The organism is Rhodoglobus vestalii (assembly GCF_006788895.1).
GTDB lineage: Bacteria > Actinomycetota > Actinomycetes > Actinomycetales > Microbacteriaceae > Rhodoglobus > Rhodoglobus vestalii.
Window position 1 is genome coordinate 2,072,674 of sequence record NZ_VFRA01000001.1, and the last position, 12,337, is coordinate 2,085,010.

10 protein-coding genes are annotated in these 12,337 nt (G+C 61.0%); 9 read left to right on the forward strand and 1 reads right to left on the reverse strand.

Features of this window, described 5'->3' with window-relative positions:
* The first annotated feature begins 55 nt into the window (after positions 1–55).
* Complete coding sequence (locus FB472_RS10210) at positions 56–3,652, forward strand: S8 family serine peptidase (RefSeq protein WP_246078179.1); 3,597 nt, start codon at positions 56–58, stop codon at positions 3,650–3,652.
* Between the two features lie 124 nt (positions 3,653–3,776).
* On the opposite strand, the gene FB472_RS10215 is transcribed toward FB472_RS10210, so the two are convergent.
* Positions 3,777–4,550, reverse strand: coding sequence for an IclR family transcriptional regulator (locus FB472_RS10215; RefSeq protein ID WP_141990794.1), 774 nt, complete (start codon positions 4,548–4,550; stop codon positions 3,777–3,779).
* Positions 4,551–4,734: 184 nt separating this feature from the next.
* Between FB472_RS10215 and FB472_RS10220 the strand changes: the two genes are divergently transcribed.
* The 8 genes from FB472_RS10220 to ddaH all read left to right on the forward strand — a co-directional run bounded on the left by FB472_RS10220 (position 4,735) and on the right by ddaH (position 12,299).
* A complete protein-coding gene (locus FB472_RS10220; protein WP_141990795.1) occupies positions 4,735–5,157 on the forward strand; it encodes an MIP/aquaporin family protein in 423 nt (140 codons plus the stop codon).
* A complete protein-coding gene (gene dhaK, locus FB472_RS10225) occupies positions 5,157–6,155 on the forward strand; it encodes a dihydroxyacetone kinase subunit DhaK (protein ID WP_141990796.1) in 999 nt (332 codons plus the stop codon). The genes FB472_RS10220 and dhaK overlap by 1 nt, the downstream gene beginning before the upstream one ends.
* A gap of 5 nt (positions 6,156–6,160) precedes the next feature.
* Positions 6,161–6,802, forward strand: coding sequence for a dihydroxyacetone kinase subunit DhaL (dhaL, locus tag FB472_RS10230; protein WP_141990797.1), 642 nt, complete (start codon positions 6,161–6,163; stop codon positions 6,800–6,802).
* Between the two features lie 2 nt (positions 6,803–6,804).
* Entirely contained in the window at positions 6,805–7,536 is a 732-nt protein-coding gene (dhaM, locus tag FB472_RS10235) for a dihydroxyacetone kinase phosphoryl donor subunit DhaM (protein ID WP_141990798.1), read from the forward strand.
* Positions 7,537–7,632: 96 nt separating this feature from the next.
* Entirely contained in the window at positions 7,633–8,847 is a 1,215-nt protein-coding gene (locus FB472_RS10240) for a cell division protein PerM (protein ID WP_141991547.1), read from the forward strand.
* A gap of 9 nt (positions 8,848–8,856) precedes the next feature.
* The gene (gene purN / locus FB472_RS10245) at positions 8,857–9,441 is read left to right on the forward strand and encodes a phosphoribosylglycinamide formyltransferase (protein WP_141990799.1); all 585 of its coding nucleotides are present in this window, start codon (positions 8,857–8,859) and stop codon (positions 9,439–9,441) included.
* Between the two features lie 5 nt (positions 9,442–9,446).
* Complete coding sequence (purH, locus tag FB472_RS10250; RefSeq protein ID WP_141990800.1) at positions 9,447–11,048, forward strand: bifunctional phosphoribosylaminoimidazolecarboxamide formyltransferase/IMP cyclohydrolase; 1,602 nt, start codon at positions 9,447–9,449, stop codon at positions 11,046–11,048.
* Between the two features lie 51 nt (positions 11,049–11,099).
* Positions 11,100–12,299: a dimethylargininase gene (gene ddaH / locus FB472_RS10255; protein WP_141990801.1), complete on the forward strand. Its 1,200-nt coding sequence runs from the start codon at positions 11,100–11,102 to the stop codon at positions 12,297–12,299.
* Positions 12,300–12,337 lie beyond the last annotated feature (38 nt).

Here is a 12,337-nt window from a genome sequence, read left to right on the forward strand (position 1 = left end):
GATCAATTAGCAAGGTCAGATCAGCAATCCCATTCAACGAAGAATAGGAACATTCGTGAGTATTCGAAGAATCATCTCGGTTGTGGCGGCGACAACGCTCGTCACAACCTCTCTGGTCACCGGCGCCGTACTCGGTGCCACAGCCGCACCAGCATCCATTGGTGGCGGCGGCCAAACTGAATTCACCCCCGGCCGTTACATCGTCACCATGGTGGATCAGGCAGCAGCAACCTACGACGGCGGCGTTCGCGGTTTCGACGCCACGACACCGCCCGATGGCGAGCAGCTGAATCCTCGACGTCAAGTAGTGCAGGACTACTCCGAATACCTCACCGAGCAGCAAGAGGATGCCGCGGCATCCGTTGGAGCCGACATCGGGTATTCCTACACGCTGGCCACCAATGGCTTCTCGGCTGACCTGACCGCAGAGCAGGCGGTGGAGCTGTCCGCGAATAAGCTCGTGGCATCAATCGTTCCCGATGAGCTGAAGAAGATCACCGCAGCTCAACGCTCCACCGAGTTCTTAGGCCTCGAAGGTGCCGATGGGGTGTGGGCTTCCACCGGTGGTGCAGAGACCGCGGGCGAAGGAATTGTTGTCGGCGTGCTCGACACCGGTTTCGCACCCGAGAATCCCGCCTTCGCGGGAGACGCTCTGGGTAGCGCCGCGGGCGATCAGCCCTACCGCGACGGTGACTCCATCATTTTTGAGAAAGCTGACGGGCAAACCTTTACGGGCGTCTGCGTTGAGGGCGAGCAGTTTGCTGCCGACGACTGCAGCACCAAGGTGATCTCGGCGCGCTACTTCATCGACGGTTTTGGTGCCGGCAACATCGGCGACGCGAGCGTTGGCGAATTTGTTTCCCCCCGCGATGGCGACGGACACGGCTCACACACCGCCAGCACCGCAGCCGGAAACCTCGCGGTTGATGCAACGGTGGGAGGAAACGCACTCGGATACTTCTCCGGTGTCGCTCCCGCCGCCAAAATCGCGGCCTACAAGGTGTGCTGGAGCGGACCAGATCCGGTTGGCACGACCGACGACGGCTGTGCATCCACCGACCTGCTGGCCGCAATTGATCAGGCCGTTGCCGATGGCGTTGACGTGATCAACTATTCGATCGGTGGAGGCGCTGCTACCAGCACCGTCTCACCCACCGACCAGGCATTTCTCGGGGCCGCCGCCGCAGGCGTTTTTGTTGCAGCATCGGCCGGCAACTCCGGCCCCGACGCAACGACGCTCGACAATGCAGCACCGTGGATCACCACGGTTGCCGCCAGCACCATCCCCAACTATGAAGCGACCGTCACTCTCGGAGATGGTCAAGAGTTGGCCGGAGCATCAATCACGGTCGATCTTGATCCGGCCGCCGAGCCGCTGACGGGTGAACTCGCCAATGCTCAGGATGTCGCCCTCGGCGATGCCGTCGACCCCAACCTGTGTCTGGCAGATACCCTCGACCCGGCTCTCGTTGCGGGCAAGATTGTGGTCTGTGAGCGCGGTGCAATTGCTCGCGTCGACAAGTCGGCTGAGGTTGCCCGTGCCGGCGGAATTGGTGCCGTCATCGTGAACGTGACGCCGAGCTCCACCGACCTTGACACGCACGTGATTCCCACAGTGCACCTGGATGCGCGTTTCTACGATCAACTAGTGGCGTACGCCAAAACCGAGGGCGCAACGGCAACCTTCACACCCGGCAACGAGACCGCGTACCAGCCGCCAGCACCACAGGTTGCTGGTTTCTCATCGCGCGGCCCCGTTGAGGCTGATGGCAGCGACATCGTCAAGCCAGACCTATCGGCACCCGGCGTAGGAATTCTCGCCGCCGGTGCCAACGCCGAAGGTGCAGCACCAACCTTCCAGCTGTTGTCAGGGACCTCCATGTCGTCGCCACACGTTGCCGGCCTCGCCGCGCTCTACCTCGGCGAACGCCCCAACGCGACCCCCGCCGAAATCAAGTCGGCGTTCATGACCACCGCCTACGACACGGTTGATGGTGACGGCAATCCCGTCACCGATCCGTTTACTCAGGGTTCCGGTCACATTGATCCGACCAAGTTCTTTGAACCGGGCCTGCTCTACCTGAACGGCATCGGCGATTGGCTGTCCTACATTGAGGGCGCTGGCTACGATGTGCTCGACCCCGCGGTCGAAGCGATCGATCCCAGCAATCTCAACCTCGCATCCATCGGTATCGGATCATTGACCGCTCCAGAGACGATTACTCGAACGGTGACCTCCACTCAGGCTGGCACGTTCGACTCCTCGATCTCGATCCCCGGAATCGACGCCACGGTATCGCCCTCAACGCTGACCTTCGGCGCTGCGGGAGAAACTCAGAGCTTTGAGGTGACACTCAGCCGAACGGATGCTCCGCTCGACCAGTTCGCCACCGGAGCCCTCACCTGGACCAGCGCTGACACGGTCGCGCACAGCCCCATTGCTGTGCGTCCGGTCACGATCGTTGCCCCGGACTCGGCCAGCGGCACCGGAACGTACGGCGCAGTTGACGTAACGGTGACCCCGGGAGGAAGCGGCGACATCCCACTGGCAACCACCGGACTCAGCGCGGGAATCTTCCATCAAGACCCCACCGGCACTGAGACGGAGCATTCTGGTTCGGGTGTCAGCGGTGATGAATTCACCTACGACGTGACCGTTCCGGAGGGCACCAGTTATGCGCGCTTCGACCTCGACTCGATCGACGACACGGCCGACCTCGACCTAATCGTGTATCTGCTGGATGATGCCGGAACGCCGATCGCGGGGTGGCAGTCAGCCACCGGAGCTGCTGATGAGCGAGTAAACCTTGTTGATCCGGTTGCGGGTAGCTACCAAGTTATTGTGTCGGTCTATTCGGCAAATCCGGCAACGGCCTTCGACCTGCGGACCTATGCGGTTTCACCGGGTGGTGAGCCCCTCGGGCTGAGCCCCGAAGTGCTCCCTGGCGTGCAGGGTGAAGCGGTGACCTACACCGCATCGTGGGAGGGCCTCGCCCCGTTCTCGAGCTATCTGGCGCTCGTCAACTATGGCGACACCGGTGCGGTCACAGCAATCGAGGTCATCACGCAAGAGGACGTCGTGCCGGGTACCCCGGTGAACACAGTGCTGCCGTCGATTACCGGCAAGCCCATCGTTGGCAAGAAGCTCACCGCTAACCAGGGGGAGTGGGATGTTGACGGGCTGAAGTTCAGCTATCAATGGCAGGCCGATGGGTCCGATGTTGCGGGTGCTGACAAGCGCAAGTACAAGGTCACGAAGGCGGATGAGGGCAAGGCGATCACGGTCGTGGTCACCACCAGCAAGAAGGACCTGCCGAGCGCAACCGCTGTTTCTGAGTCGGTGCTGATCAACTACAGCTCGAGCGTGAGCCTGTCAGTGAGTCGTCACGTCGCGTTTTCGTGGAACACCGTTAGTGCGACTATCCGTGTCGCCACGAGTGCGGATGACGCTGCTACTGGAACCGTAAAGGTGACGGTCGACGGCAAGAAGGTCGACACCATCACACTGGGAGAAGCAGACAACGGAAAGGTGACGGTGAAGCTACCGAAACTCGAGCGCGGTCTGCACCAAGTGAAGACGCAGTTCACCCCGGCTGGCGACAATGTGACCGGCTCGACCAGTCGCAACGATTGGGTGTACATCGTCTTCTAGACGGTAGAAACCGAAGTGCTACAGCAACGGCTAGTCGCTCCCACAAGCGGCTGGCCGTTGTTGGCGTTAACTGTCGAGCGTGGCCGTGGCTTCGGGTGTTGAGGGCAGGTCGCTGTAGCCGAACTCAGTCGTCGGCGGGGCGACGAACTACTGGCGGCGGCCAGGAGGTGTAGCCGAGCTCACGCGAAATGTTGCGGGCGGTCTCTCTCAATACGTTCAGCACATTGTCTTCTGGTGGCCACTCGCTTGAGGGCAGCACCACGGCGACTGCGGCGATCACGCTACCGTTTCGATCAGCGATGGGGGCCGCGATCGATGACTCCCCGAGCACGGCTTCGTCTTCTTCGGTCGCGATTCCGCGTTCAGCAATTTGGGCAAACTGAAGAATCAGTTTGGCGGGGTCGGTGATGGTGTCGCCGGTAAGGCTGCGCAGCGGCTTCTCGAACAGTTGGTCAGCGGCATCCGCGTTGTAGGTCAGCAAGATTTTTCCCATAGCCGAGGCGTGCACGGGTATCGACAGCCCTGTTTCTGGCATTTGTTCGCTGCCATCTGGCCGGTTGTTGTGGTGGATGACGATCACTTCGTCAAAAAGTTCAGAGCCAAGGCGTGTGGCGAGCCCGGTTCGCCGCGAAAGTTCTTGGGTCCAGCGCATTGCTCGGGCGCGCACATCGAGGGTGTCGAGATAGACGTTGGAGAGTTTGAGCAGGGCGGGGCCGAGCATGTAGCGGTTGCCGCCGGGTTCTTTTGCGACGAGTCCGTGGGCTTTTAGCGACTTGACGATCCCGTGGACTGTCGACGGAGGAAGGCCGAGCAGCCCCGCGAGTTCGGTGATGCCGAGGTGGCGCGCACCTTGAAGCGATGACAGCACTTGTGCTGCACGATCAATGGATTGGATCAACGCGGTCCCTCATTCGTGGGCAGGGTTTCATTATGTCTGCATTGACTGTTTACTTTCGCACCCTCTCCGCTTGACAAGATGATGGTGAACATAGCATATTCGACATTATCGAATAACGTTCCGCTACAGCCGAACGTTGGCGAAACCCGGTCGCACGTGCGCAAACCAGTTCAAAGGAGAACTAATGGATGAGAACAAGCAGTGGCAGAAGCTGGCTGCAGAGTTCCTCGGAACCGCTTTCCTCGTATTCGTCGGTGTCGGCTCAGTGCCGGCAACCTTCATCCTGAACGGTGATGCACCGTTCACCATGGCTAGCCTCGGCATTATCGCCCTCGCGTTCGGCCTGATCGTCGTTGCGACGGTCTACGTCTTTGGGTACATCTCGGGAAACCACATCAACCCAGCAGTCACGCTCGGTCTCGCCGTCGCCGGCAAAATCCCCTGGCGCGAAGTTCCCGGCTACCTCGTTGCACAGATCCTCGGTGCCACGGCAGGAGCCTTCGCCATCGTCGGCGTTCTCGCAGCACTCGCATTCGGATTCATCTCCAAGACCAGCGCAGATAGCACCACCCTCACCGAGGCACTGACGGAAGAGAAGGCAAAGTAATGAAGAAACTGATCAACACCCCAGAGTCGGTACTTGCCGACGCACTCGCCGGCATCGACGCCGCGCACCCCCACCTCAAGGTCGACCACGTCAACCGCGTGATCTACCGCGCAGAACCCACCCGTGCCGGTAAGGTCGCTCTGATCTCCGGCGGTGGCTCGGGTCACGAACCGCTCCACGGCGGGTTCGTTGGCTTCGGGATGCTCGATGCCGCGTGTGCTGGCGAAGTCTTCACCTCGCCCACCCCCGACCAGATGCAGGAAGCCACCAAGGTTGCCGATTCTGGCGCCGGCGTGCTGCACATCGTCAAGAACTACACCGGCGACGTCATGAACTTCGAAATGGCGGCCGAGATGGCAGAGGCCGAAACCGGCGTCAAGGTTGCCTCGGTTGTCGTCAACGACGATGTGGCTGTGCAGGACTCGCTCTTCACAGCAGGACGCCGTGGGGTCGGCCTCACCGTATTGCTCGAAAAGATCGTCGGCGCAGCAGCAGAAGAGGGGCAAGACCTCGCCGCGGTCACCGCACTGGCACACCGCGTCAATGACTCCGGCCGCTCGATGGGCATGGCTCTGACGAGCTGCACCGTCCCCGCAGCAGGGAAGCCCACCTTCGATCTGCCAGACGACATGATGGAAATCGGCGTTGGTATCCACGGAGAACCCGGTCGTCACCGCGAGAAGCTTGCGGATGCCGCATCCATCGCCAAGCAACTGGTTGACCCGATCCTGTCCGACATGGACTTCACAGGCTCAGCAGCCATTGTGATGCTCAACGGTATGGGTGGCACACCGCAGATTGAGTTGTACATCATGTACAACGAGGTCGCGAAACTGCTCGAAGCGGCCGGTATCACTGTTGCCCGCAACCTTGTCGGCGACTACATCACGAGCCTTGATATGGCCGGATGCTCGGTCACTATTCTCAAGGCTGATGAAGAAATGGTAAATCTATGGGATGCCCCGGTAAACACCGCCGGGCTCCGCTGGGGAGTCTAAGAACAATGTCTACAAGCACCATCTCTCTCGACCAACTGATCGCCTGGCTTTCGCGGTTTCGCGATCTCGTGACCGAGAAAAAGAGCTATTTGACTGAACTTGATTCGGCCATCGGCGACGCTGACCACGGTTCGAATATGACCCGCGGTATGGGCGCGGTTATCGAGAAGATCGGTGCGGCACCCTCGACCGCCGTCGACGAACTCTTGAAGTCAGTGGGTATGACTCTCGTGACTTCCGTCGGCGGCGCAGCGGGCCCACTTTACGGCACCCTCTTTTTGAGGATGGGTGTCAGCGCCGGGCCCGTCACCGAACTCGACGGTGCAGCCTTCGGTGCTGCACTGCGAGCCGGTCTCGATGGTGTTGTTGCTCGCGGCAAGGCTGAAGCCGGTGACAAGACAATGTTTGACGCTATTGATCCTGCGCTGGATGCCTGGGATGCTGCCGTCGCTGGCGGCAGTGATATTGCTGCTGCAGCATCCGCGGCTCTCGCAGCAGCTGAGAAGGGTCGCGATGCGACCGAGCCTCTCGTTGCCCGCAAGGGTCGCGCGAGCTACCTCGGTGAGCGCAGTGCCGGGCATATCGACCCCGGCGCAACCTCGAGCACTATGTTGTTCCAGGCGCTCGCCGACACCGTTACGAGCTGAGCATGATCGGGATTGTTGTGGTGAGTCACATCCCCGCCTTGGCGCGAGCCGCAGTGGATCTCTCCTTGGAGATGGTCGGGGAGACCCCGCCGGCCATTGCGATTGCGGCCGGTGCCGGTGAAGGCGTGATCGGAACTGACGCGGTGAAGGTTGCCGAGGCGATCGATGAGGTCGCCAGCGGGGAGGGTGTGCTTGTTTTTATGGATCTCGGCTCTGCGGTGCTGAGCGGCACGATGGCTACTGAGTTCATGACCACGAGTGACGAGGTCAGGCTCACAGATGCTCCCTTCGTTGAAGGGTTGATCGCCGCGGTCGTACTGGCCAATGCCGGTGCGTCGCTTGACGAGGTTGATCGTGAGGCTCGAGCAGCGATGGGCGCCAAGCAGAGCCAGCTCGCTGGCCACGGGGAAGTGCCTGCCGCCAGCTCGAACGCCGCAACCGCAGCACTCTCTGAGATCAGCGCAGAGGCACCTCTCATCAATCCAGACGGTTTGCACTCGCGACCAGCGGCAGCAATCGTTCAAGCGCTCGCCAAGGTTGAGGCGAAGGTCACGATCACCGACGTCACGTCGGGCAAGGGGCCGGTGGCAGCGAACAGCTTGATCGGCATCATGTCGCTCGGCGCAACCAAGGATCACGTGGTGAAGTTCTCCGCGACAGGAGCTGCTGCTAAGGATGCGGTTGATCTGCTCGTGGCGATGGCTGCTGAGGGCTTCGGTGAACTTGCGAGTTAGATCCCCGTCGGCGCAGTAATTGCTCGCTGTCAGATCACTCTTTTGCGGTAGGCCGTCGCCGTGGCGGCTGAGAGTGGGGGTACGCTCACGTTCGATATGAATCGCCAGCTCACCCTCCTCTTCGCCGCCTTTGAGGCGCTCTTGGTGGTGGCAATTGGAATCGCAATACCGCTTGTTCCGCTAACACTGTTGTGGGGCATCCACTACGGACTGGCCATTGATTGGACAGTATTTTGGCGCGCGGCTGTCGATATTTGGTTGGTTGGGCACGGCACCGACATCACGGTGGTGCTCGATCCGACAGTGTCGGCATCTCTGGGGTTGGCTGAGGCAAACACCCCGGTGACCATCACGATTGCGCTGCTGGGCTTTGCCCTGCTTACGGGGTTGCTGGGGATTCGTGCGGGGCGTCGCGTTGCGGAGACCTCCCACGCGGTGTTGGGCACCTTGGCCTCACTCGCCACGTTTGGTGCTGCATCCTTAGTGGTCACTTTTTCTGCACTGCATCCGCTGGCGAACCCCTCGCTGTGGCAGGGCACGCTTTTGCCGACGCTCGTATTTGCTGTCGGGTTGCTTATTGGTGGCCAAGTGGTGACCGCCAAGAGTCGTGCCATTGGGCCGGTTCGCCGCTGGGTTCTCGGCTGGCCAACCCACGTGCGCACTATTGTTGCGACGTCGTTGCGGGGCGGGGCAATTTCGGCTGCTGGTCTGCTGACGATCGCATCGATTGCCACGATGCTGGCGATTGTGACGTCGTATGCGGAGATTATCCGCTTGTATGAATCGCTCCACACTGAGGTGCTGGGTGGCGTTGCGATCACGCTGGGTCAGCTCGCGATTCTGCCCAACCTTATTGTGTGGACGGCGTCGTGGCTGGTGGGCCCCGGTTTCGCGATTGGTACTGGTTCGACGGTTTCTCCGTTGGCCACCTCGTTGGGCCCAATTCCGGCGATCCCTGTGCTTGGCGCCCTGCCCGATGGTGAATTCGCCTTTGGCTTTATGGGCCTGCTGGCACCCGTGGTGGTGGGGTTCATAGTGGCGGCGGTGTTTGGCCCGCGGATCGCGGGAGAGTTGCGCCGTCGTGAGCTCGCCATTGTTGCTGTGGGTATTGGTGTGATCGCGGCAATTATCGTCGGCCTGCTCGTGTGGGTCTCGGCGGGGTCTGCTGGCCCAGGTCGGCTTCAGGATGTTGGCCCTCAGCCGTGGATCGTCGCCGCGTGGGCCTTCGTTGAGTTCTCGGTCGCTGCGGGGCTCGGATTATTCACTTCTGCACGCCCTGACCGTGCCGAAGGGGGGTTTGCGCGCCGCTAGGCTGAGTGTGTGCTCACACTCGTTGTCTTGATCTCAGGGGGCGGGTCTAACCTCGCTGCCCTTCTTGAAGCAGCCGAAAGCGCCGACTTTCCTGCCCGCGTCATTGCTGTCGGTGCCGATCGTTTCGCCGAAGGTTTCGATCACGCTGAGCACTACGGCATCCCCACATTCTCGGTCGCCATGTCTAACTTCGTGAACCGCGATGAGTGGGGCGACGAACTGCTCGAACAGATTCAGGTGTGGAAAGCCGACCTTGTGGTGCTGAGTGGTTTCATGAAGCTGCTGCCGCCGCGCGTCGTCGAGGCACTGTCTCCCAATATCATCAACACGCATCCGGCGTACCTTCCTGAATTTCCGGGCGCCCATGCGGTGCGCGATGCGCTTGCGGCGGGGGTAACCGAGACGGGCGCCAGCGTCATCAAAGTCGACAATGGTGTCGATAGTGGCCCCATCATCGTGCAGGAGCGCGTTCTGATTGAGCCGGGGGATACCGAGGAGCACCTGCACGCCCGCATTAAACCGGTCGAGCGTCGACTGATGGTGCAAACAATCAAAGACATTGCCACTAACCGCATCAACCTAAAGGAACTCTGAATCGTATGAGCGGCCCACGCCACAACCCTGCTGACTTTCGCGAACGCGACACTGTGCCCATTAGCCGTGCCCTTATTTCGGTGAGTGACAAGTCGGGCCTCCTCGAGCTTGCCGAAGGGCTTGCGGCCGCCGGCGTTGAGCTGGTCTCAACGGGGTCGACCGCGAAGACTATTGCCGCCGCCGGCCACGAGGTCACCGAGGTGTCGAGCATCACCGGCTTTCCGGAATCTCTGGATGGCCGGGTGAAGACTCTGCACCCGGCAGTACATGCAGGCATTCTCGCCGACCTTCGCCTTGAGTCCCACGAAGCTCAACTCGCCGACCTCGGTATTGACGCGTTTGATCTCGTTGTGGTGAACCTGTACCCGTTTGTCGCGACCGTCGCATCCGGGGCCGCGCCGGCAGACATTGTTGAACAAATTGATATTGGTGGCCCCGCGATGGTGCGAGCCGCCGCCAAAAATCATGCCAATGTCGCCATCGTTACGAGCCCCGATAGCTATGCCGACATCATTGCGGCGGCCACCGGAGACGGAACCAGCTTCGAGCAGCGTTACGCTCTTGCCTCGCAAGCCTTCGCACACACCGCCGCCTACGACACCGCCGTGTCTCAGTGGTTCATGACGGGCGCGCTCCTCGGCGACGGGAATACGGCAGCCACGGCTCCCGCGTTTCCCCCGCATATTGACGTTGGAGCAGACCAGCTTGCGGTGCTGCGCTATGGCGAAAACTCGCACCAGCAGGCGGGACTCTATGGTGTTGCCGACTCAAGCGGCATCGCTCAGGCCACCCAGCTGGGCGGAAAAGAGATGTCGTACAACAACTACGTCGATGCCGACGCCGCCCTGCGCGCCGCCTACGACCACCAGACTCCCACTGTTGCGGTCATCAAGCACGCAAACCCGTGCGGAATCGCCACTGCGGCCACGATCGCAGAAGCTCACGCTGCGGCGCACGCCTGCGACCCCATCTCAGCGTACGGCGGAGTGATTGCCTCGAACGGCGTCATCACGAAGGCCGCGGCGGAATCGATTGCTCCGATCTTTACCGAAGTTATTGTTGCTCCCGGTTTTGAGCCGGAGGCGCTGGAGGTTTTGCAAGCGAAGAAGAACCTGCGGTTGCTGCAATTGCCGGAGGGCTATGTGCGCGAGAGCCGCGAGCTGCGACAGATCTCCGGGGGACTACTCGTGCAGCAGCTCGATGATCAGTTTGCGTCGGTCTCGACCTGGACGTTGGCGGCGGGCGACGCCGCGAATGCTGAGACACTCGCCGATCTTGGGTTTGCGTGGCGAGCGGTGCGCGCCGTGAAGTCGAACGCTATTTTGTTGGCCAATGGCGGAGCATCCGTCGGGGTGGGCATGGGCCAGGTTAACCGCGTTGATTCGTGCCGGTTGGCAATTTCGCGTGCTGGGGATCGCGCTGCGGGCTCGGTGGCGGCTAGTGATGCGTTCTTCCCGTTCGCTGACGGATTGCAGCTGCTGCTCGATGCCGGCGTTCGCGCCGTGGTGCAGCCCGGTGGATCGATTCGTGACGAAGAAGTGATTGCTGCCGCAATTGAGGCGGGCGTCACAATGTACTTCACGGGCGAGCGTCACTTCTTCCACTAAGCCGTCCGCTACAAGGCAAACGTAAAACTCTCGACAGATAGGTTTGTGGGCATGATTAGTATGGGTCGGCGTTTAGCCGCAGCGTTTATTTCTGGAATTGCCGTGGCAGGCACCGTCTACTTCGCAACAGCGTTGGCGTTCTTCACCGCGAACGGTGCGGCAGCCGAGAATCTGCCCGCTATTGCGGAGTATTTCTTGCCTATGGGCGCTGTGCTCTTTGTGCTGTACTCGCTTATTGCTGCCCTCGAGATTCACCGCTACTGGTTTACGGCCGCTGTCGCTGGCCTTGCCTTGGGCATTATCTCCGCCGTCGGAGGCACTGCGCTCGGAATCGCGGCGACGGGAGCTGAGCTCAATGCGGAGGCGTTCACCTTTATCCTTGCCACCCTGTTGGGCACCAATCTGATCTTTGTCGTCGTTACCACCCTTGCGGCGGTTACGGTGGGCCGCCGCGTCTGGAATGCGGTGGTTGCCGGTGCCGTTCAGCCCACACGTCTCGTTGCTTTCGTGCGCCCACCGTCAGCCCGGTTGGGCGAGGGTGAGCTCACCCACCTCGATCGTGTTGTTGTCGATGCTGACCTTGCCGACGCACAGTGGGAGGGCTATGTGGCAGCCCTGCGCGCAAACGGGTTTGAGACCATTGAGGTCGCTGGGGCCGACGAGCTTGCCGATGCAGTGTTCATCGAAGACACGGTTGTCATTTTTGGCGATGTCGCGGTGCTGACGAACCCCGGTGCCGCCAGTCGCAAGCCCGAGGTGGGGGCGGTGCGCGCGAGCGTTGTGTCTCTCGGTCTCGAACTTCATGAAATCACTGAGCCCGGAACCCTCGATGGGGGCGACGTGCTCAAGGTCGGTTCTACTGTCTACGTCGGTCGGGGTGGGCGCACGAATGCCGACGGCATCCGGCAACTGCGTGCCATCGTTTCTCGGCTCGGATACTCACTGATTGCGGTTCCTGTCGAGAAGGTGCTGCACCTGAAGAGCGGTGTGACTGCTCTGCCGGACGGAACCGTCATCGGCTTCGCCCCCCTCGTCGACAACGGTGATCTTTACGACCGTTTCTTGGCCGTTCCGGAGGCCGAGGGTGCCGCTGTTGTCGTGCTGTCGGATGATGCGGTGCTCATGTCATCGTCGGCACCCAAGACTGCGGCACTCATCGAAGATCTCGGGTATCGCGTTGTCACGGTTGATGTCACCGAGTTTGAGAAAATGGAAGGCTGCGTCACGTGTCTCTCTGTTCGCGTCCGGTGAATTGAGCCTCTGTCAAAGGATTTACCGATAACGATTGT

Coding starts and splice junctions, on each gene's coding strand:
- FB472_RS10220 (WP_141990795.1), top strand. CDS start 4,735: ATGGATGAGAACAAGCAGTGGCAGAAGCTGGCTGCAGAGTTCCTCGGA.
- dhaK (WP_141990796.1), top strand. CDS start 5,157: ATGAAGAAACTGATCAACACCCCAGAGTCGGTACTTGCCGACGCACTC.
- dhaL (WP_141990797.1), top strand. CDS start 6,161: ATGTCTACAAGCACCATCTCTCTCGACCAACTGATCGCCTGGCTTTCG.
- dhaM (WP_141990798.1), top strand. CDS start 6,805: ATGATCGGGATTGTTGTGGTGAGTCACATCCCCGCCTTGGCGCGAGCC.
- FB472_RS10240 (WP_141991547.1), top strand. CDS start 7,633: ATGAATCGCCAGCTCACCCTCCTCTTCGCCGCCTTTGAGGCGCTCTTG.
- purH (WP_141990800.1), top strand. CDS start 9,447: ATGAGCGGCCCACGCCACAACCCTGCTGACTTTCGCGAACGCGACACT.
- ddaH (WP_141990801.1), top strand. CDS start 11,100: ATGATTAGTATGGGTCGGCGTTTAGCCGCAGCGTTTATTTCTGGAATT.